The following is a 20559-nucleotide window of genomic DNA, read 5'->3' on the forward strand; positions in this document are numbered from 1 at the left end:
TCACTTGCTCCGGCCGTGCCCGCCCGTGCCGGCCGGAGCCACGTCGTCACCTCGTTCGCCGTCGTCGGGGCTGGTGACGGCCTCCTCGCCGGGGAGTGTCACCCGATCGCCGTGGAACCAGCCGCTCAGCGCCCACCTCAGCCGGGTCCGCCGCCCCGTCGGTGAGCCGAGTGCCGTCGGCAGCGGACGCGGCACGTCCCGGGTGACGAGAGCATAGCGCTCCCGCCCTGCGACCGGGGTGTGCGATTCGCGGTAGCCGCCCTCCACCGACTGGGCGACGTCTCCCGTCTCCCCGCCTGTTTCAAGGCGTGTGCGGTCATGCCACTGGAGGGCCAGGCACACCCGCCGGGTGAGCCAGAAGGCGAGCAGAGGACCGGCGAGGACGGCGACGCGCAGGCACCAGGTGAGCGCGTTCAGCGAGACGTCGAAGACATGGGCGAGGATGTCCTGGCCGCCGGCCATGAGCAGCACTCCGTAGAAGGTGACGCCGGCGACGCCCAGGGCGGTGCGCACGGGGACGTCGCGCGGCCGGTCGCACAGGTGCCGCTCGCCTCTGTCCCTGGTGATCCAGCGTTCCATGAAGGGATACAGGTACAGCGCCAGGAAGAACAGCAACGGGAACACGACGGCGGGCAGGAACGGGTTCCAGGCGACGGTGTGTCCCCATAGCCGGGTCTCGAAGCCCGGCATGAGCCGCATGGCGCCTTCCACGAAGCCCAGGTACCAGTCGGGCTGGGCACCGCTGGAGACCTGATCGGGGCGGTAGGGGCCGTAGTTCCACACCGGGTTGATCTGAGCGACCGCCCCCAGAAGCGCGAGCAGCCCGAAGACGATGGCCAGCAGGCCGGCCGACTGGGCGGCGAACTGCGGGAACATCGGCTTGCCCACCACGTTCCGGTTGGTGCGGCCGGGGCCGGGCCACTGGGTGTGCTTGAGGTGGAACACCAGGATGAGGTGGAGCACGACGCCCGCGAGCAGTGCGCCGGGCAGGAGCAGGATGTGCACGGGGTACAGCCGGGAGACGATGTCGTGCCCGGGGAACTCCCCTCCGAACAGGAACATGCTCAGGTAGGTGCCGACCACGGGGACGGAGAGCACGAAGCCCTGTGCGGTCCGCAGGCCCGTGCCCGACAGCAGGTCGTCGGGGAGCGAGTAGCCGGCGAAGCCCTCCAGCATCGTGAGCAGGAACAGAGTGAGGCCGATCAGCCAGTTGGCCTCACGCGGCCGCCGGAACGCACCGGTGAAGAAGACGCGCAGCATGTGCACTCCGACGGCGGCGGCCATCACCAGCGCGGCCCAGTGATGGATCTGGCGGATCAGCAGGCCGCCTCGAACGTCGAAGCTGATGTGCACGGTGGAGGCGAACGCCTCGCTCATCCGGACGCCGCGCAGGGGCACGTACGAGCCCTGGTAGACGACCTCGGACATGCTCGGCTGGAAGAACAGTGTCAGCCACACACCGGTCACGAGCAGCACGACGAAGCTGTACAGCGCCAGCTCGCCCAGCAGGAAGGACCAGTGGTCGGGGAACGCCTTGCGCAGCGTGGTGCGTGCGGCGTCCACCAGGGGCAGGCGCCGGTCGAGGTGGAGCGTGGTGTCCCCGGCCGCCCGTGCGGCCCTCTGCCTCAGCCGTGCTCTGCTTCGGGACAGCAGCACACGCAACACCCCTCGACAATTCGCGAACCCGGTCGGAACAGGCGTACCCCAAGGACGGGTTTTGATCGCACTGCCGCCCGCACAGCTGCGCACGGTGGGTCCCGATGCGCCGAATGCCTGCCCGGTTTGCGAGGAGGGACCACGGATACACGGTCGAGGCGTTCCGGTCAGCACGCAGAAAAGGAGCAACCATGGGACACGGTGGAGATGTCATCGCGGAACTGACGACCGATCACCACGAGGTCGAAGAGCTGTTCGGGAAGATCGAGGCTCTGGCGCCCGGTGACGAGCAGCGCAAGAAGTACGCCGACCAGGCGGTGATCGAGCTGGTGCGGCACTCGGTCGCCGAAGAGGCATATCTCTACCCGGCTGTGCGCGAGTTCCTGCCGGACGGTGACGCGGTCGCCGACCAGGAGATCCAGGACCACGCCGAGGCAGAGCGCACGATGAAGGCACTCGAGGCCGTCGACGCCGGCGATCCCGAGTTCGACCGGCTCATCGGTGAGCTGATGACGGAAATCCGCTCGCACGTCCGCGACGAGGAGGACAACCTCTTCCCCCGGCTGCGGGCAGCGGCCTCCGAGGACCAGCTGATGAAGCTGGGGGACAAGGTCCGCCAGGCCAAGAAGACCGCTCCCACCCGGCCGCATCCGTCCGCTCCGGACACGCCGCCGGCCAACAAGCTGCTGGCGCCCGGCACAGGGATGGTCGACCGTATCCGGGACGCCCTCACAGGCCGCGGCAAGGACTGACCCGCCGCGGGGGGAGTGCGGCGCACCGCCGCCGGGCCTGCTCCCGCTTCCGCCGTTGTGGCAGCGTCCCGCGAATGTGGATCCACCTGTGCCGTCACCGTTCGGGCGTTGCCCGCGAACGAAGAGGTACCAGGAGACGGGGGACCGTGGCTTCGCGGCCTCCGGCGAAGCCACGGCTGCCCGCAGAGCGCGTCCGGAACGGAACGACGCGTCGGCGAGGCGCTGGGTTCAGCGGGTGGCGACCGTCTGCTCGACGAGGGTCTTGCCGAAGTCCCACACCGGTCCGCCGTCGTGGGCGTCGTCCATCACGGCCGTGAACGCCTCGATGAACCGGTCCACCTCCCGCTCCCCGATGATCAGCGGCGGGACCAGCTTGATCACCTCCAGGTGGCCGCCGGAGACCTGCGTGAGGATCCGGTGCTTCTGCAGCAGCGGCACCACGACCATCTGCGCAAACAGCCCCTTGCGCGCCGCCCGCAGCATGGTCCAGCGGCTGCACATCTTCAGCGGCTTCGGGCGGCCGAACTCGATGCCGATCATCAGCCCCCGGCCGCGCACCTCGGCGAGCACCTCGTCGGCGATCAGCAGCGCCTTGCGTCGGCGCAGCAGTTCCTGGGCGGCGAGCAGGTAGCCCGGCGGGGCCTGGAGCACGCCCTTGCCCTGGATGGGCTCCACGATCAGGGCGGCGACGTCCCCCTTGCGCAGCTCCCGCTCCAGCGCGTCGAGGTCGCCGAGCGGTACGGCCGTGTCAGGCAGCAGCGGCGCGAAGCCGTCCCGGAAGGCGGACTCGCCGTTGACGGACAGCGAGCCGATGGTCAGGCCGTGGAAGGCGTGCGCGCAGTACAGCTCCTGGGGCGGCCGGTGACGAACCGGGCGGACCTCAGCGCCCCCTCGACCGCCTCGGTGCCGCTGTTGCCGAAGAACACCCGGTCCAGGTGCGGACTGTGCGCGAGCAGCTTCTGGGCCAGCAGGCCGGGCAGCGGCTGGCAGCCGAAGCGGGTGAGGTCGGCGAGAGAGGCGTCCAGCACGTCGTGCAGCGCTTTGCGGACGACGGGGTGGTGGCGGCCGAGCCCCATCACCCCGCATCCGGCGGCTCCCGGAGGCCGGATCCTGCGCCGCCGGTGGTGGCCCTGTGCTGCACGGTAATCGATCACAAGGGGACCTTCCCCGGGCAGGTCGGTAGCACCGTCTCACGGACTCGATTGGGTAAAGGACCGAGAAGAGCAGCCGTCGCACGGTGGACCACCTTTGCATAGTCTAAAGGTGGGGAGGGGCGCCTGCGGGGAAGGCCGGTGGCTCTCAAGTAGCCGTGACATCGCAGGAGTGCCGCATGACCGACCGGAAGCCGTCGTCGAACCGGACGCTGCTGGCCTGGACGCCAGCTGTGGTGATGGCGGTCGTCGCGGTGACGGACGTGGTCGCGGGTCCGAGTGTCGGGTTCCTGCCGCTGGTTTCCCTCGGGCCTGCCTTCGCCGGACTGGTCGGGGGATGGCGCCGTACGGTGGTCTTCGGGCTCGCCTCCCTCGTGCTGTGCATCGCGCTCGGGTTGTACGACGGGCTGTTCGACACCCGTCGTGGCTACACCGCGATGGCCTCGGTGGCCGGGGTCACAGGTGTGGGTGTCGCGGCAGCCGTGATGCGCTCGCGCCGGGAGGCGGAGCTGGCCAGCGTACGGTCGATCGCGGAAGTCGCCCAACGGGTACTGCTGCGGCCCGTACCGCTGACCGCCGGACCGCTTCAGGCCGCGGTGTCGTACACCTCGGCGGTCGCCGAGGCGCGCATCGGCGGGGACCTGTACGAAGTCGTGTCGTCTCCGCACGGCGTGCGGGTCATCGTCGGGGATGTCCAGGGAAAGGGTCTGGCGGCCGTGGAGACGGCTGCAGTGGTCTTGGGCGCCTTCCGTGAGGCGGCCTACGACGAGCCGACCTTGTCGGGACTCGGTGAACGACTCGAGCGCAGCGCGGCCCGGGAAGTGGAAGGGGAGAAGTTCGTCACCGCCGTCCTCGCCGAGATCAGGTCCGGGCGCGAGGCCGTCTTCGTCAACTACGGGCATCCGGCCCCGATGATCGTACGCTCGGACGGCACGGTCGATTTTCCGCAACCACCGTCCTACGCGCCGCCGCTGGGCCTCGGAGTCGACGTCAGTGAGGGTCCGAGACCCTACCGGGTGAGGTTCGCCCCGGGGGAGCAGTTGCTGTTGTACACCGACGGAGTTACGGAAGCCCGCGACCAGGAGGGCCGCTTCTTCCCTCTCGGTGAGCGCGCGCACCTGCTCAAGGACCCGGACGCGCACCGCGCCCTGGAGGCCCTGCGTGAAGACATCGCCCAGCATTCGGTCGGAGCGCCTCATGACGATGCCGCGATGCTTCTGCTGCGCTACCTCGACCCTGAGACGGGAGAACCGTCTCCTCCCGGTGAGTGAGCAGGCACTTCTGCGCGGTAGAAGCGGTAGAAAGGGATGTATGCCGGAGCGTGAGGACCCTGCGGGGACGATGGACGATGTGGACCGGGTGACCCGGTCGGTGCTGACCGCGTCGCGTCTGCTCGTCGCGGTCTCCGCGCGTTCCCTCGCCGCGGTCGAGGAGCGGGTGACACTGCCGCAGTTCAGAATGCTCGTCGTGCTGTCCACGCGTGGTGCGACCAAGCTCGTGACGCTCGCCGACCTGCTTCAGGTCGCCCCGTCCACCGCCATGCGGATGGTCGACCGGCTGATAGCAGCCGGGCTCGCCGACCGGCAGCCCAATCCCGGCAACCGGCGCGAGACGCTGCTCCGGCTCACCGCTGAGGGCCGGCGCACGGTCACCGACGTCACCGCCCGCCGCAGCGTCGCGATCGCCGAGATCGTGGAGCGGCTGAGTCCCGCGCAGCGCCGGGCTCTCATCGAGGCTCTGGAGGCGTTCAACGAAGCCGGCGGAGAACCTCCTGCTCCGGTCCGGGACGACATGACCGGCTTTCCGCTGGGATGGACAGCCGATCTTCCAGCGATCGGTGACGCCTGACGGGTAGTCCTCTTTACCGCTCCAGCACGCATTTTGCATAATGCAAAAGAGAGTGCTGGGGAACTTCGGCTGCCGGACGGCGTCGGGGAGCTCGATTCCCGTCCGGGACGGGGCACGGGTGGCGTTCCCCGCGCGATCGGGATCGCGGCGGCTGAAGTGAGGTGGAGGGCGTATGGAGCGTGGACGGCTCTCCACCGCTGTGGCCGAACAACCGCCCCTGGTGACGCGTCTGCGCAGCATGGTGTGGGGACCTGCCGAGTTCGTCGGTCTGCCGCCGCTGCGGATGATGGTGAAGGGCGTCTTGGTCGGTGGCTCGGCCGCCGTCGCCTGCATCGGCAGTACGGTCGCCGGTGCCTGGTACGGCAACGCCTCACTGGCCGCCGGCGAGGGAGGGTTCGGATGCGCCGCCCTGCTCGTGACGTATCTGCTCCGGCTGGGGGCGGGACGTGCGCTGGTCGGTGTCGTCGGCGTGCTCGCGGTCTGCCTCGCTCTCCAGGCTCCTCAGGCCGCGGCCGGATTCGTGCTGGCCGAGCGCGGGCGCGCCGAGACGGGCGTGGTGACCGCTGTCGATGGCGGCTCGGCAGAGGCCGAGGACAGCGACCGGTACCTGTGCTCAGTGACAGACAAGGACGGCGTTCCCGTCGAGGTCCGTATCTGGCGAGGCTGCGAGGCGTCCACCCGGCCCGGCGACACGATCACCGTGGTGAGTGACGTGAAGGGGCTCGTACCGCCACGTGGCGCTGGGGGAGGAGGGTCCGCCGCCCAGGCTTTGGAAGGTCTCGCCGGCTGGTCGGCCGGTCTGCTGCTCACGTGCGTGGCCGCTGTCGTGCGCTCCTGCCGGCTTTCCACTCCCGGCTCGCTGTCGAATCCGTCGTAGTGAACCCCAGCGGGCGTGAGGGCAAGGCCCGCGTCCTCCGACGCGTGCCGTTGGACCGAACGGACCCGCCAGTTTGTCTACGTGAGGCCCTGGATACACGGTCGGGGCAGCGCGGTCGGTGAACGAGAGGAGCACATCGTGGGGCATGACGAAGACGGCAGCGCCGTGGCGCACGCACCGCCGGGCGCGCTGCTGGCTCCGTCCATGGTGGCTTGCACCAAGCGCGCCCGGACGGAACCCGGCCGAGACTGACGCCCCGGCGCCTGTCCACCGACGGGCCGACTGCGCCCGGCATCAGCCAGTGCATACCGGCAAATCCCTCGTCATCCACTGGAGAATGGTTCATGGACCCGGTCGATCTGCCCCTTCCCGCCGTCAGGCGTCCGCGGGAGCAGCCCGACGTGAGAGCTCTCGAGCGGGACCTTCGGGCGCGAGTCGACGGGGAGGTGCGTTTCGACGCGGGCACCCGGGCGACGTACTCGACCGACGCCTCCAACTACCGGCAGGTGCCCATCGGCGTGGTCGTCCCCCGCACGGTCGAGGCCGCCCGGGAGGCCGTGGCGGTGTGCGGTGAACACGGTGCACCGCTGCTGTCGCGGGGTGGCGGCACCAGCCTTGCCGGCGAGTGCTGCAACACCGCCGTGGTTCTGGACTGGACGAAATACTGCAACCGGCTGGTCTCCGTCGATGTGCGCAGCCGTCGCTGTGTCGTGGAGCCGGGCATCGTGCTCGACGACCTGAACCGTCAGCTGGCCGAGTACGGCCTCATGTACGGCCCCAAGCCGGCCACCCATCCCAACTGCACGATCGGCGGGATGATCGGCAACAACTCGTGCGGGTCGACGGCCCAGGCGTACGGCAAGGTCGTCGACAACCTGCACCGCCTGGAGGTCCTCACCTACGACGGCGTGCGCATGTGGGTGGGCCGCACGGACGACGGCGAACTGCGACGGCTCACCGCGTCCGGCGGGCGCACCGCAGAGCTGTACCGCGGCATGACGGCCCTGCGCGACCGGTACGCCGACCTGATCCGCGAGCGCTATCCCGACATTCCGCGCCGGGTCTCCGGCTACAACCTCGACTCGCTCCTGCCCGAGCACGGATTCGACGTCGCCGGACTGCTGACCGGATCCGAGTCCACGCTCGTCACCGTCCTGCACGCCGAACTCGAGCTCGTCCCCGTCCCGAAGCACAGCGCGCTGGTCGTCCTCGGTTACGAGGACATCTGCCAGGCCGCCGATCACGTACCGGCCGTGCTCCGGCACGAGCCGGCGGCGCTGGAGGGCGTGGACCACCAGCTGATCCACTTCCAGCAGGAGAAGCACCTCAACCCCGACGCGCTGAAGGAACTGCCCGACGGGCGTGCCTACTTGATGGTGCAGCTCAACGGCGACACCCGCGAGGAGGTGGAGGAGCGGGCCAGGGCGCTCATCGACGCGAAGCCCGACGACGTCGACCACACCTGGTACGACGACCCGCAGCACATCGGAGAACTGTGGAAGGTGCGCGAGTCCGGGCTCGGCGCGACCGCGCACGTCCCCGGCAAGCCGGACACGTGGGAGGGCTGGGAGGACTCGGCCGTGCCCGTCGGCCGCCTCGGCGACTATCTGCGTGATCTCAAGCGTCTCTACGAGGAGTTCGACTATGGGCACCCCTCGGTCTACGGCCACTTCGGCCATGGCTGCGTCCACACCCGCATCCCCTTCGACCTGGAGTCGGAGGAGGGGATCGCCCGGATGCGGGCGTTCGTGGAACGCGCCGCCGATCTCGTCGTCTCCTACGGCGGTTCGCTGTCCGGCGAGCACGGGGACGGCCAGTCCCGGGGCGAGCTGCTGACGAGGATGTTCGGGCCGGAGCTGATCGAGGGCTTCGAGCGGCTGAAGGACCTGTTCGACCCGGAGAATCGCATGAACCCGGGCAAGGTCGTCGTACCCTACCGCCTCGATCAGAATTTGCGGCTGGGAGCGGACTACCTGCCCTGGGAGCCGGAGCCCGTCTTCTCCTTCCCGCACGACGACGGCAAGTTCAGCCGGGCCGCCGCCCGTTGCGTCGGAGTGGGCAAGTGCCGCTCCCTCGAAGGCGGGGTGATGTGCCCCAGTTACCGGGCCACCCGCGAGGAGGAGCACTCCACCCGGGGCCGGGCCCGCCTGCTCTTCGAGATGGTCAACAACGACGGCGACTCCCCGGTGACGGACGGGTGGCGCTCCGGCGAGGTGCACGACGCCCTCGACCTCTGTCTCGCCTGCAAGGGCTGCAAGACGGACTGCCCGGTCAACGTCGACATGGCAACCTACAAGGCCGAGTTCCTGCACCACCACTACAAGGGACGGCTGCGGCCGCTGGCCCACTACTCGATGGGCTGGCTGCCCGCCGTGGCACGGGCCGTCGCGCTCGCTCCCCGCACCGTCAACGCCCTGGCGTCCGTGCCCTGGGTGGCGCGGGCGGCGAAGGCGCTGGGCGGTGTGGCGCAACAGCGGGACGTGCCCGTCTTCGCCGAGCAGCGCTTCACCGACTGGTGGCGTGAGCGGGGCGGGCCGCGTGGTGACGGGCAGCGGGGGGAGGTCGTGGTCTGGCCGGACACCTTCACCGACCACTTCCACCCTGCCGTCGGCCGCGCCGCCGTCGAGGTCCTGGAAGCGGCCGGCTTCCGGGTCAAGGTCCCCGACCGCGCGGTCTGCTGCGGGCTGACATGGATCTCCACCGGGCAGTTGGGCGTCGCTCAGCGGGTTCTGCGGCACACCCTGGACGTGCTCCGCGAGGATCTGCGCCGGGGCACTCCCGTGGTCGGTCTGGAACCGAGCTGTACCGCCGTCTTCCGCGCCGACGCCGTGGAGCTGCTGCCGAAGGATCCGGACGTGGAACGGCTGCGGGCGCAGACCAGGACGCTCGCCGAACTCCTCCTGGAGCGCGCCGACGACTGGCGGCCGCCGCAGGTCGACGCCCGGGCGGTCGTCCAGCGTCACTGCCACCAGTACGCCGTCATGGGATTCGACGCCGACCGCGAGATCCTTAAGCGCGCCGGGGTCGATGCCGACGTCCTGGACGCCGGATGCTGCGGGCTGGCCGGCAACTTCGGCTTCGAGAAGGGCCACTACGACGTGTCCATGGCCTGCGCCGAGGCAGCGCTGCTGCCCGCCGTACGGCAGACGGACGACTCGACCCTGGTGCTCGCAGACGGTTTCAGCTGCCGCACCCAGGTCGAGCAGGCCGGCACGGGGCGCACGCCGCTGCACCTCGCGGAGGCACTCGCGGCCGCCCTGCACGGCAGGGAGACCGTGGCGGACCGGCCCGTGCCGCCGCGGCGACGCGCACTGCTGCCGCTGGCCGGCGCGGGCGCCTCCCTGCTCGCGGCCGCCGTCGGAGCCCGACGTTTCCGGGCGTCCCGTAAGACCTCCTGAAGAAGGGTGCGCGCTAGGTGGAGGGAACCTCGTCGTTCGGACTGGCGATTCTCGTCGTGGCACTGGCCGGCATGGCTGCGGTCGCGTCGAACCGGCTGAGCGAGTGGACTCGCGTTCCCGCTCCCGCCTTTTTTCTGGTCGTGGCAGCAGTCGCCGTGGACATCTTCCCCGGGCTCCGGACACTGTCGACCACCACGGTGCAGGACGTGGTCACCGTCGCTCTGGCGGTGCTGCTCTTCCAGGGTGGTATGGACCTCGGCTGGCGGCGCTTCCGGCCGGAGACCCGAGCCATCCTCTCGATCGGTGTGCTGGGCACCTTCGCCACCGCCGGCCTGCTGGCCGTCGCGGCGCACACACTGCTCGGCCTCGACTGGCGCCCGGCCCTGCTGCTGGGCACGGCTCTCGCCCCGACGGACCCGGCCGTCGTCTTCTCGGTGCTCGGACGCCGCCGGATCACCGGCCGCACCGGAGTTTTGCTGCCCGGCGAGTCCGGCGCCAACGACCCGGTCGGCATCGCCCTGATGGCCGGCCTGCTGGCCAGCTCGACCGGCTCGGCACTCGGCACAGCCGGGCACACGGCCCTGCTCTTCGTCCAGGAGATGGTCATCGGCGCGGTGCTCGGCTCCGCGGGCGGATGGGCGCTCAGGCGGCTCATGCGCAAGGTCGCCCTGCCCGCCGAGGGGCTGTACTCGCTGCGCACCCTCGCCGGGGCTTTCGCGATCTACGGACTGGCGACGGTGGCCCACGGCTCCGGATTCCTGGCCGTCTTCGTCGCCGGAATCCTGCTCGGCGACATCCGGGCGCCCTACAAGAGGGAGATCGAACGCTTCCACACCGCGCTGGGCAGCCTGGGTGAGGTCGTCGCCTTCGCCGTGCTCGGGCTGACCGTGCCGCTGTGGACATTCACGGCCGAAGGCGCGTGGACGGACGGGCTGATCCTTGCGGTGGTGCTCGCCCTCATCGTGCGTCCCGCCGTTATGGCCGTTCTGCTGTGGCGCATGCGGATGAGCACAGGGGAGAAGGTGTTCCTCGCCTTCACCGGGCTCAAGGGCGCCGTTCCTGTGCTGCTCGGCAGCTACATCGTCAGTGCGCAGGTCGCGGACGCCGATCGCTTGTACGACATCGTCTTCGTGGTGGTCGTCTTCTCCGTCGTGGTCCAGGGCTCGCTCGTGCCCACCGTGGCACGCTGGTGCCGGGTGCCGATGCGGTCGGTGGAACTGGAGCCGTGGGCCCTTGGAGTGCGCTTGCGTGACCGCCCTGAGGGCGTGGTCCGCCACGTGGTCGCGGAGGGCTCCCCGGCCGATGGCGCACCCATCGAGGAACTCGACATCGGCGAGGACACCTGGATCAGCCTCGTCGTCCGCGAAGGACGCCTGCTTCCCGTGAGCGGCTCCACGCGCTTGCGCACGGACGACGAGGTCCTGCTGCTGACCGGAGACGACGACGAGACGTGTGCACGCCTGTTCACCAGTCACGCGACGTGACGTCCCTCGGACAGCCTGCCTCGACGTGGCGCGGCTGCCGACGCGGCGGCTCGCGCACGGGCCCGTCCTCCATCAGAGCGCGGAGGTGAGCACGGGTTTTGCAGCGTATGAGCAGGGGCCTGGCGTCCCCGGGACCCTTCCGTAGGCCGGCCGCCGCACACCGCGCGCTCCGCCGCATGGTCGTGGAAGACTCCACGTGGGAGTGGCACCGGGCCCCGTGGGTGCGCCGCGAGAGCAGTGCCGCTCGTCAGTGAACGGCCGATTTCGCGGTCATTGTGCCGAGCGAGTTCAAGAAGCTGACCGGTTCGACCGTCGAACGACTTTGCGTACCGCGTCGACGAGCAGCGACGCGCCTCTGAGGGCCAGCACGAGGGCGACCACGACCAGGCAGACACGCGCCGCCGTCCACGACCCTGCGGCGATGGCCCGCGCGTACGCCCCTACCCAGGGCCCCGCAGCGCCGAGGTCCCACACGGGCCGCTGGGGGAAGTCGGCCGTGACCGGCTCGCTCAAGGACCAGCTCGCGACGGCGAGCAGCGTCAGGCCGATGGACGCGATCCCGAGACCTCCCAGGACCGAGCTCCGCTTCGCCACTCCACTCACGCCGGTCCCCCTCCACAGAAACATGGCAGACGCAACTATAGTCGCCATCCGTTCGGGGCTTCCGAGTCGCCGGCTGTCGATGGCAGGGCACAGCCTCGGCAGCGGCTTCACGGGGACGTTCAACAGCCTGTGGGCGGGACCGCGTCCGTGGCCCTGCCGAACCGGGCCGAGCACTCCAGCAGCAGGGCGTGGACGAACCCTTGTGGCAGGTTGCCGCGCAGTTGGCGCTGCGCCACGTCGTACTCCTCGGCGAACAGTCCGGTGGGCCCGCACGCCGAGCGGGTCCGTTCGAACCACCGGGCCGCTTCGGTGTGCAGACCCTGTACGTGGGCGGCCAGCGCCATCGTGAAGCCGCACAGCAGGAAGGCGCCCTCCGCGTCGCCCAGCGGCTCGTCCCCGTGCCGGAAACGGTAGACGTAGCCGTCCTGCGCCAGTCGGCGCGCCACCTCGGATCGGGTGCGGGCGAGGCTGGGATCGGTGTGCGGCACCGCCCCGCGGGCCAGCGGCAGCAGCAGGGCCGCTTCCGGGCCGGTGTCGTCGTCGGCGCGCTGCCAGTGGCCGTCGGGATGGAGGCAGCGGGACCTGGTGTCCGCCAGGATCCGATCGGCCAGGTGCGACCAGTCCGCGGACGCGGGTGTGCGCAGCTCCCGGGACAGGTCGCGCAGGCCGACGACGCAGCAGAGACGGGAGTGGGTCCACCAGCGGTTCTCCAGCTCCCACAGTCCGGCGTCCGGCTGCGTCCAGCGCTCGGCGACGGCTTCGGCGGCCAGGGCGGCGGCTTCGGCCGCCCGTGTGTCCAGGACGCCGTGGCGGGCGGCTGCGGCGAACAGCTGGAGTGCCTCCCCGAAAACGTCGAGCTGGAACTGCCGGCCCGCGCGGTTGCCGGTCCGGTCGTTGCCGCCGGGGTAGCCGACGAACGGCAGGTCGCGTTCGGGCGGCAACGGCTTCCCGTCCACCGTGTAGGCGGGCCGCAGCGCGGCGCCGTCCTCCAGGACGCGGTCGGCGACGAAGCGCACCGCGCGCTCCAGCAGGGGGTGCGGGCCGTGGGCGGCGACCGCGATGCCGGCGTAGCACTGGTCGCGGACCCAGGCGTAGCGGTAGTCGTAGTCGCGTCCGGTGTCGGCGCGTTCCGGCAGTGAGGTGGTGGCCGCGGCGACCATGCCGCCCGTGGCACTGGTCAGTCCGTTCAGCACCGCGTACGCCATGCGGGTGTCCCGGGGAGCGGCGGTGCCCGAGCACTCCGGCACCACCCGTTTCCACCACCGTTCAGTGGCGTTCCACAGGGACTGCGGGGCCAGGGAAGCGTGCTGGGGCTGCGTGGCGATCTCCAGGACCATGTCGTGGGTGCCGCCTTCGGGCAGGCGCAACCGGGCGTGCAACCCGCCGTCCGGCCCCGGGCGGGCTGCCTCGGCTCCGGACAGGCGGATGTGAAGGGAACCGGAGCATGCCCGCCAAGTGCCGTTCTCCTGCCGCATCCGCGTCATCGGGTGCTGGCCGTAGTCGGCGCGCACATCGAGGTCGACATCGACGAGTGCGGTACCCCGGACGGCGCGGATCTGCCGGAGCAGCACCACGCGCCCGGTCTCGGCCGGGGCCGCCAGGGCCTCCCGGCAGGAGACGATGCCGTCGGCGGTGACCCACCGGCTGACCCGGATGAGGGTGCCGTCCTCGTAGTAGCCGCCCCACACGTTCCACCGGTCGGTGGGACGGACGCCGAATCGGCCGGGGCCGCCCAGGAGCCCGTTGAAGACCGCACCGTCGTGCCAGGCGGGTGCGCACAGCCAGGCGATCCCGCCGCGCGGGTCGATGAGGGCCCCGCGCTCCCCGTCGGCGATCAGGGCGTAGTCGCGCAGTACCCAGGGACTGTCCGCCCCTATGGCTGTCGCCGCGTCATCGGTGGGCGGGGTCATGCGGTGCGGTAGCGGTCGGCAGCGGCCCGATCCAGGGTGAGGCCGTGGCCCGGCTCGCCGGAGGCGCCGGGAGTGACCGTGCCGCCCCGTGGATCGAGCGTGCCGTGGAACAGCATGTTCTCGATGCGGATGTGGTCGTGGAACCACTCCAGGTGGCGCGTGTTGGGTACCGCGGCGGCGACGTGGGCGTGCAGATGCGGGGCGCAGTGGCCCGAGATGTGCAGCCCGAGTCCCTCGGCCACCGCCGCGGCGCGGAGCCAGACGGTGACGCCACCGCAGCGGCTGACGTCGGCCTGGAGGCAGTCGACGGCACCTGAGGCGGCCATGCGAGTAAAATACGGCAGGTCGTAGCCGTACTCGCCTGCTGCGACATCGGGGGCGACCGCGTCGCGTACCTCACGCAGCCCGGCCAGGTCGTCGGAGGAGACGGGCTCCTCCAGCCAGGTGACGCCGAGGTCAGCCATGGCGGCTGCCATGCGTACGGCCTGTTTGCGGGTGTAGCCGCCGTTCGCGTCGACGTACAGCTCGGCGGTGTCGCCTACGGCGCGGCGGGCGAGCGCGGCGCGGTGCAGGTCGCGGGCCTCGCGGCGGCCCCACGACTCGGCGACCTTGATCTTCACGCGGTCGATGCCCTGATCGGTCCAGTCGCGCAGCTGCTGCTCGAGCTGAGTGTCGTCGTAGGGGGTGAGGCCGCCGCTGCCGTAGACCGCGACCCCTTCGCGGGCCGCGCCCAGCAGGCGTACCAAGGGCAGGTCCAGCAGGCGTGCCTTGAGGTCCCACAGGGCGGTGTCGACGGCCGAGACCGCCCCGGCGGCGATGCCGGGCCTCCCGGCGTTGCGCAGAGCCCGGCTCATCCGGTCGTTGGCGGCGGGCACGTCGAAGGCGTCGTGCCCGACGACGAGGTCCGCCAGTTCCTGCTCGACGACGGGGGCGGTGGCGGGCGAGCCGTAGGTGAAGCCGAGCCCCGTGAGGCCCGACGTGGTGGCCTCGACGAGAACCAAGGTGGTCGAGTCCCAGGTCAGGGTGGCGTCACCACCGGGCAGGTCGGTGGGGATCCGGTACACGGACACGGCCAGACGCTCCACGACGGGTCCGTCGTGGAGCGTCCGGTCCTGCGGCGCCTTGCGGGTCACTTGTTCTTCTCGGTGCTGTCGTGCTTGCCGGCGCCGGGGCGGTCGTCGCGGTGGCGGCTGCCGGGAAGCATCTCCTGCACCTTGGCCTTCAGGCCCTGCTTCACCATGGAGCCGCGATCGCTGTCGCCCTTGAGGATCGCGGTGGCGGCGGCCTCGATCTGGTCCAGCGAGGCGTGCGGCGGGATCGGCGGCACGGCCGGGTCGGTGCGGAAGTCGATGACGAACGGCCGATCCGCGGCCAGGGCCCGGTCCCAGGCGGCCTCGACCTGCTTGGGCTTCTCCACCCGGACACCGTCCAGGCCGATGCGCTGGGCGATGTCGGCGTAGGGCAGGTCGGGGATGTGCTGGGATTCCTCGAACTGGGGAGCCCCCGACATGGCGCGCATCTCCCAGGTGACCTGATTGAGGTCGCCATTGTTCAGCACGGCCACGATCAGGCGCGGGTCGGACCACTCGCGGTAGTACTTCGCGGCGGTGACCATCTCCATCATGCCGTTCATCTGCATGGCGCCGTCGCCGACCAGGGCGATGGCGGGCCGGTCGGGATGGGCGAACTTGGCCCCGATCGCGTACGGCACGCCGGGGCCCATGGTGGCCAGGGTCCCGGACAGGGAGCCACGCATGCGGCCGCGCAGCCGCAGATGACGGGCGTACCAGTTGGCGGCCGAACCGGAGTCGGCGCTCAGGATCGCGTCGTCGGGCAGCTTGCCGTCCAGGGCGTGGACGACGTACTCCGGGTTGACGGGGTCGGCGCTGACGGCGGCGCGGCGCTGCATGACCTCCCACCAGCGGGCGACATCCTTCTCGATCTTCTCCCGCCAGGTCCGGTCCTGCTTGCGGTGCAGCTTTGGCAGCAGCCGCCTGAGCGTCTCGCGGGCGTCGCCGACGAGGTTGACCTCGTTCGGGTAACGCAGACCGATCATGAACGGGTCGATGTCGATCTGCACGGCACGGGCCTGGTCCAGTTCCGGCATGAACTGCGTGTACGGGAAGCTGGAGCCGATCATCAGCAGGGTGTCGCACTCCTGCATCAGCTCGTAGGAGGGACGGGTGCCCAGCAGCCCGATGGAGCCGGTCACGTAGGGCAGGTCGTCGGGCAGGGCGTCCTTGCCGAGCAGTGCCTTGGCCACGCCGGCGCCGAGCACGTCCGCCAGCCGCTCGACCTCCTCACGTGCGCCGCGGGCCCCCTGCCCGATGAGGACCGCCACCTTTTCACCGGCGTTCAGCACGTCAGCGGCGCGCTGGAGGTCCTCGTCGGCCGGCACCGGCGCGTACCGTCCCAGTCCCAGACTGGAGGGCACCATCTTGAAGGCGTGCGTGGGCGGGCTGTAGTCGAGCTCCTGCACGTCACCGGGCAGGATGATCGCCGTCACGGTGCGCTTGGCGTAGGCGGTGCGGAACGCGCGGTCGATCAGGTTCGGAAGCTGCTCGGGCACCGTCGCCGTCTCGCAGAAGTCGGAGGCGACGTCCTTGTAGAGGCTCGCGAGATCCACCTCCTGCTGGTAGGAGCCACCCATCGCGCTGCGGTTGGTCTGCCCCACCAGCGCCACGACGGGAACGTGGTCGAGCTTGGCGTCGTAGAGGCCGTTCAGCAAATGGATGGCGCCGGGTCCCGAGGTGGCCGCGCACACGCCGACCTTGCCGGAGAACTTCGCGTAGCCGACGGCCTGGAACGCGGCCATCTCCTCGTGCCGGGCCTGGACGAACTTCGGCTTGTTGTCCGCCCGCCCCCAGGCTGCCAGCAGACCGTTGATGCCGTCGCCCGCGTAGGCGAAGACGTGGTCGACGTCCCACTCGCGCAGCCGCTGGAGGATGTAGTCGGACACCTTGGTGCTGGCCATGCAAGCTCCGTTTCGATCCCGTCGATGCATCACTGTCCTCGGCGTCCGGACCGTGCACGGGGCGCGCGAGGGTACGACTCTTCAGGGGTAACCGTGCGGCTACGCGCGAAACGCCGCCCTCGCGGAGTCCGCCCGGACGTCCGAGCGTCAGCCGAGGGAGGCGAGCAGGTCGTTGCACGCCTGCTCGCAGCGGCGGCAGGCTTCGGCGCACACGCGGCAGTGCTCGTGCTGGTCGGCGTGGCTCGCACACTCGTCACCGCAGGCTTTGCATACGGTGGCACACGCCTGGAGGACGGCTCGGGTGATGTTGGCGTCGTAGCCGGTGTGGCGGGAGAGGACCGCCGCGGTCGCGGTGCAGATGTCGGCGCAATCGGCGTCGGTGCGGATGCACTTGGTCAGTTCGGCGACCATGTCCTCCGACAGACAGGCGTCCGCGCACGCGGTGCACGCCTGGGCACAGGCGACGCACTCCTCGATGCAGCGGGCCAGCTTGTCACGGTCCACACCGCCCAGGTCGGCGGGGTAGGTGGCGAGCATGTCCTTGACCGCTGTGCTCATGGATGACCTCCGGTGTGGTGTGCTGATCTGCCGTGTCCCTGTATGCGTAACACCGTCCGCCGGCTCGAAACCCGCACCCGGTGGCCGTGTCCTCAGCGCATCGAAGGTCCGGCAGTCGGGCAAACGCAGGCTCGCCGACCCGTCCCATGACGAACTTTCGGTACCGCGTTGGTCCGGTCGGGTGCACGGCGCGGTCGTCCGCCCGCTGCTGGGTACGGCTGTCTGATGAAGGAAACTGGTGATCCCCGGAACGCCGCCGTGACTGTCAGCGATGACCAGCAGCGTGTTCGAACCGATCTTCACTACCCCTGGTCACATGGTGGTGAGTAACCGGCGACGGGGTTCGCTGTACCTGTGGATCAGCGCACCGGCCGGTCCCTTCTGTCGCGAAGGGAGGAGTGTATGGAGGGAAGAGATGAGCCGCTCGCCCACGTGCATGGTGAGAAGCGAATCGCCTCCGGAAAGGAACGGACCTTCGGTGACGCGCCGAGACGAGGGCGGCAGCGAGGTCACGGGTGCCGGTCGGCACACATAGCATCGGTGTGGCGTTGGGGTTCTCTCGGGCGAAGGGTTACGACCTGGTGCGTCGGGGGGAGTTTCCGTGCCGCGGCGTGCTGCGCATCGGCCGTATCACACGCGTACGCGGCAATGATGCTGCCACGGACAGCAGGCGGTCCGTGGCCGTTTCGCAGTCGGGCCGTCCTCACCTCCCCAATGGCGGCACCCCGGGAAAGACCGGCAACTGTCAGATCAGGGTGTTCGCCTCCTACGCCACCAGTTCGGGCCGGGTGCTGGTGGACCGGAGGCTCTACCTGGCCAAAGCTGGGACGCCCGACCGTGACTGCCGCCGGGCGGATGTCCCAGCAGATCAGATCGCTGGCCGGGACCTGGCGCATCGACCAGTTCATTGAGGATGCCCCTGCCGATGTCTGGCAACGGCTCTCCTGCGGCGACGGAACCGAGGGTCCGCGCGTCTAGTACTCCAGCAGCGTTTCGCTATCTGGCCTGGTCATAGGCTTCGTCCGGAGTGTAGTGGGCTGGTGGTGTGCCAGGGGCGGTCTTGCCTGACCGCCCCTCCAACGAGTGGAGTCGTCGCCGGTAGTGGCAGTGGCGGGCGACGACCTGGTGTCTGCGGCGCCAGCGTGACCAGCTCAGCAGGTGCGCGTGAAGCCACCGGCCACCGCGGTGGTGCCCGGCGAGGCGAGGCGCCAGCAGCCGCCGGACTTCTGCCACGGTGAGCGGAGCCAAGGGGCCAAAAGCGTTTCTGCACCCCCTTTTGCCGCCGCGTCGGCCGCCATGACCGCGAGATAGGCATGGGCGAGCATCGCCAGGGTGATGTGCCGGTACCAGCCGACGTAACGACGGACCTCGTACTGGTCCAGGCCGCACTCGTTCTTCGCGGCCTGGAAGCACTCCTCGATCTGCCAGCGCATCCCGGCAACCTGCACCAGGTCGGCCACGACACTCTCGGGTGGTGCGTAGGCGAGGAAGTAGGCGATTTCCTCCTCTACGCCGACACGCCCGACGCGTTCGCCGACACCGACCTCGCAGCTCTGCGCGCCCTGGCCCTTCAGGCGAGCGAGGGCATCGCCCTGTCCCAACGGATCAGTAACGCCCAGGAGTTCGCCGACCAGATGCAGACCGCCATGCGGTCGCGCAGCGTCATCGACCAAGCGCTCGGCATCATCATGGGCCAGCGCCACTGCACCGCCGACGAAGTGTTCGGCATCCTGCGTTCCGCCTCCCAGCACCGCAACGTCAAACTCCGAGTCGTGTGTGTCCAGTTGGTCACCAGTGTCACCGGGCGCCCTCCCGTGGACCCTGGCTTCAGGCGCCGTGGTTAAAAGAGGCCCGGGGGAAAGGGGCAGTTCCGGCCGGGGGCACTGGCGAGCTGGTCCTTGTTCATCGTGGACCTGCCCTCGACGCCCTTCTTCTTCGCCTCCTACGGCTGCTCCCGCGTCGGACCCCCACCCGAGCCCCCGCTGCGCGAGGAACCGGACTTCTCGCCGCCGCGTTGCGACGGTGACTTGCCCTCCGTGGAGCTACGGCCGGCGGACTTCGCCTCGTCGGACCGTGCACGCTCCTTGTTCACGGCCCGGGCGCGATTTCCTTGACCTGGCCCTTTGACGCCCCGCGGTCCTCGGCGCTGTCCTTGATGTGCTCGTAGCGACGCTCCCGCTTGGAACTGGAGCCTGCAGGCACGATCATCTCCTCCTGCTGTCGGCCGTTCGCACGTCCCGGCCTGATGAGTGCCGGAACGGGCTGCGCGCGTTGCGGTGGCCAAACGGCCTTGACGGCGGGCCCTCCCGATGGCACCGCGCGAACGTTGATCCGCTGATATTCACTCCCGGTCGCCGGTGACCTCCCGGGGATGCGAACCGCTGGGATGCCGCGTCATTCAGCCAGCCCCGGTGGGAGGCGACCAGCTTGTGCCTCACCAAGTGGTGCCGGCTTTTGCCCGAGACGCCCGCGCGGGGCGCGTCGTTCCTGCCGTTGGGTGAGCAGGACGCCTTCTCGCACGGCCCATGGAGAGAGGGTGACGTGAGCAATGCCGAGGCATCGTATGGCGGTGTGCGCGACAGCGCGCCGAGTTCGCCGCGTCGCAGGCCGTCGGCGTCCGCTACGTGACTTGTGAAAGGCCGTGTACCGGAAGAAGGGCTCGAAGCCGTTCGTGCGATGGTCGATGAAGGGGGCGACCGCGCGGCGGGCCAGACGGCTGTCCGTCGTTGCCGGTCACGAGTGGGCGGGGATTCGACTCTTTCTCAGCCTGCTCCAGCCAGGTTGGGTGCTGGTTCGAGCGAAGCCTTCCGGCTGTGGTCGGGACGTGCTGATGCGCCGGAATTGATGGGACGGTTGCGCGATGCCGTCCCGTACGGGGGTCTGACTCGTGAGATCTTTGACCGAAGTGTCCAGTCACAGGCATGTCGACCGTCGTTGCGGGACGTCTTCTGCTGTCACCGAGCCACAGGGCGTGTCCCTATAGGGGCCTTGCCGAGTTCCAGGCGCCATCACGGTTCAGACCGTCCGAGCAGGCCGGTGCCGTTCCCCCAGCCAGCACGTCACCACGTGGGAGGCGAACCAGCATGACGACCCGACAGAGCAGCACCACCTCGAGCACGGATCCTCCCGCTCGGCGCGAGGTCGTTCTGGGTGTGGACACGCACGGCGAGGTTCACGTCGCCGCCGTGCTCTCCCCGCTGGGAAAGGTTCTGGGCACAGAGTCCTTCCCGGCGACGGCGGCCGGCTACCGCCGGCTGCTCGTGTGGGCCCGCAAGCGTGGGACGGTGGGCCGGGCCGGCGTGGAGGGCACCGGCACCTTCGGCCTGGGGCTGTCCCGCTACCTGGTGA

The 20559-nt window shown here is 70.1% G+C and carries 14 protein-coding genes and 3 pseudogenes; 8 read left to right on the forward strand and 9 right to left on the reverse strand.

All coding sequences use genetic code 11. The annotated features are described in order from the left end of the window. Positions 1-1656 (reverse strand): ubiquinol-cytochrome c reductase cytochrome b subunit, encoded by a 1656-nt coding sequence (locus AB0L74_RS27170; RefSeq protein ID WP_365657648.1) that lies wholly within the window; start codon positions 1654-1656, stop codon positions 1-3. Positions 1657-1847: 191 nt separating this feature from the next. On the opposite strand from AB0L74_RS27170, the gene AB0L74_RS27175 reads away from it, so the two are divergent. Then, positions 1848-2408 (forward strand): hemerythrin domain-containing protein, encoded by a 561-nt coding sequence (locus AB0L74_RS27175; RefSeq protein WP_365657651.1) that lies wholly within the window; start codon positions 1848-1850, stop codon positions 2406-2408. A gap of 228 nt (positions 2409-2636) precedes the next feature. Here AB0L74_RS27175 and AB0L74_RS27180 read toward each other — a convergent pair. Next, positions 2637-3499 (reverse strand): annotated as a pseudogene (locus AB0L74_RS27180) (aminotransferase class III-fold pyridoxal phosphate-dependent enzyme); the annotation flags it as partial. A 239-nt stretch (positions 3500-3738) separates the two neighbouring features. Between AB0L74_RS27180 and AB0L74_RS27185 the strand changes: the two are divergent. From AB0L74_RS27185 to AB0L74_RS27205, 5 genes are all read left to right on the forward strand, one after another. After that, the gene (locus AB0L74_RS27185; RefSeq protein WP_365657654.1) at positions 3739-4830 is read left to right on the forward strand and encodes a PP2C family protein-serine/threonine phosphatase; all 1092 of its coding nucleotides are present in this window, start codon (positions 3739-3741) and stop codon (positions 4828-4830) included. 40 nt (positions 4831-4870) lie between these two features. After that, positions 4871-5407, forward strand: coding sequence for a MarR family transcriptional regulator (locus AB0L74_RS27190; RefSeq protein ID WP_365657657.1), 537 nt, complete (start codon positions 4871-4873; stop codon positions 5405-5407). A 172-nt stretch (positions 5408-5579) separates the two neighbouring features. After that, positions 5580-6284 carry a hypothetical protein gene (locus AB0L74_RS27195; protein WP_365657661.1) on the forward strand — a complete coding sequence of 235 codons (705 nt, stop codon included), beginning with the start codon at positions 5580-5582 and terminating at the stop codon, positions 6282-6284. Between the two features lie 344 nt (positions 6285-6628). Further along, complete coding sequence (locus AB0L74_RS27200) at positions 6629-9682, forward strand: FAD-binding and (Fe-S)-binding domain-containing protein (protein WP_365657664.1); 3054 nt, start codon at positions 6629-6631, stop codon at positions 9680-9682. A 17-nt stretch (positions 9683-9699) separates the two neighbouring features. Beyond that, positions 9700-11166, forward strand: coding sequence for a cation:proton antiporter (locus AB0L74_RS27205; protein ID WP_365657667.1), 1467 nt, complete (start codon positions 9700-9702; stop codon positions 11164-11166). Positions 11167-11454: 288 nt separating this feature from the next. Here the strand turns inward: AB0L74_RS27205 and AB0L74_RS27210 are convergent, their stop codons facing one another. The 6 genes and pseudogenes from AB0L74_RS27210 to AB0L74_RS27235 form a co-directional block, all read right to left on the reverse strand. After that, complete coding sequence (locus tag AB0L74_RS27210) at positions 11455-11769, reverse strand: hypothetical protein (RefSeq protein WP_365657670.1); 315 nt, start codon at positions 11767-11769, stop codon at positions 11455-11457. 119 nt (positions 11770-11888) lie between these two features. Then, a complete protein-coding gene (locus AB0L74_RS27215) occupies positions 11889-13679 on the reverse strand; it encodes a glycoside hydrolase family 15 protein (RefSeq protein ID WP_365657673.1) in 1791 nt (596 codons plus the stop codon). Further along, complete coding sequence (locus tag AB0L74_RS27220) at positions 13676-14812, reverse strand: enolase C-terminal domain-like protein (RefSeq protein WP_365657676.1); 1137 nt, start codon at positions 14810-14812, stop codon at positions 13676-13678. Before AB0L74_RS27220 ends, AB0L74_RS27215 begins: the two co-directional genes overlap by 4 nt. After that, the gene (locus AB0L74_RS27225) at positions 14809-16653 is read right to left on the reverse strand and encodes a thiamine pyrophosphate-requiring protein (RefSeq protein ID WP_365657679.1); all 1845 of its coding nucleotides are present in this window, start codon (positions 16651-16653) and stop codon (positions 14809-14811) included. The genes AB0L74_RS27220 and AB0L74_RS27225 overlap by 4 nt, the downstream gene beginning before the upstream one ends. 147 nt (positions 16654-16800) lie before the next feature. Further along, positions 16801-17211 (reverse strand): four-helix bundle copper-binding protein, encoded by a 411-nt coding sequence (locus AB0L74_RS27230; protein ID WP_365657682.1) that lies wholly within the window; start codon positions 17209-17211, stop codon positions 16801-16803. A gap of 1151 nt (positions 17212-18362) precedes the next feature. Continuing rightward, a pseudogene (locus AB0L74_RS27235) lies at positions 18363-18716 on the reverse strand (IS701 family transposase); the annotation flags it as partial. A gap of 183 nt (positions 18717-18899) precedes the next feature. On the opposite strand from AB0L74_RS27235, the gene AB0L74_RS27240 reads away from it, so the two are divergent. After that, a complete protein-coding gene (locus AB0L74_RS27240) occupies positions 18900-19055 on the forward strand; it encodes an ANTAR domain-containing protein (protein WP_365657699.1) in 156 nt (51 codons plus the stop codon). On the opposite strand, the pseudogene AB0L74_RS27245 reads toward AB0L74_RS27240, so the two are convergent. Beyond that, a pseudogene (locus AB0L74_RS27245) lies at positions 19052-19413 on the reverse strand (plasmid stabilization protein). The gene AB0L74_RS27240 and the pseudogene AB0L74_RS27245 sit on opposite strands and share 4 nt — an antisense overlap. Positions 19414-20294: 881 nt before the next feature. Here AB0L74_RS27245 and AB0L74_RS27250 point away from each other — a divergent pair. Continuing rightward, positions 20295-20559: transposase (locus AB0L74_RS27250; RefSeq protein WP_365657685.1), on the forward strand; the 265-nt coding region annotated here is incomplete at its 3' end.

Origin of the sequence: Streptomyces sp. NPDC052020, assembly GCF_040680575.1 — a bacterium.
Classification (GTDB): domain Bacteria; phylum Actinomycetota; class Actinomycetes; order Streptomycetales; family Streptomycetaceae; genus Streptomyces.

Excerpts from the sequence above, each read along its gene's own strand:
- AB0L74_RS27225 (WP_365657679.1), bottom strand. The coding sequence starts at position 16,653 with ATGGCCAGCACCAAGGTGTCCGACTACATCCTCCAGCGGCTGCGCGAG.
- AB0L74_RS27175 (WP_365657651.1), top strand. The coding sequence starts at position 1,848 with ATGGGACACGGTGGAGATGTCATCGCGGAACTGACGACCGATCACCAC.
- AB0L74_RS27185 (WP_365657654.1), top strand. The coding sequence starts at position 3,739 with ATGACCGACCGGAAGCCGTCGTCGAACCGGACGCTGCTGGCCTGGACG.
- AB0L74_RS27215 (WP_365657673.1), bottom strand. The coding sequence starts at position 13,679 with ATGACCCCGCCCACCGATGACGCGGCGACAGCCATAGGGGCGGACAGT.
- AB0L74_RS27190 (WP_365657657.1), top strand. The coding sequence starts at position 4,871 with ATGCCGGAGCGTGAGGACCCTGCGGGGACGATGGACGATGTGGACCGG.
- AB0L74_RS27200 (WP_365657664.1), top strand. The coding sequence starts at position 6,629 with ATGGACCCGGTCGATCTGCCCCTTCCCGCCGTCAGGCGTCCGCGGGAG.
- AB0L74_RS27195 (WP_365657661.1), top strand. The coding sequence starts at position 5,580 with ATGGAGCGTGGACGGCTCTCCACCGCTGTGGCCGAACAACCGCCCCTG.
- AB0L74_RS27240 (WP_365657699.1), top strand. The coding sequence starts at position 18,900 with ATGGGCCAGCGCCACTGCACCGCCGACGAAGTGTTCGGCATCCTGCGT.
- AB0L74_RS27230 (WP_365657682.1), bottom strand. The coding sequence starts at position 17,211 with ATGAGCACAGCGGTCAAGGACATGCTCGCCACCTACCCCGCCGACCTG.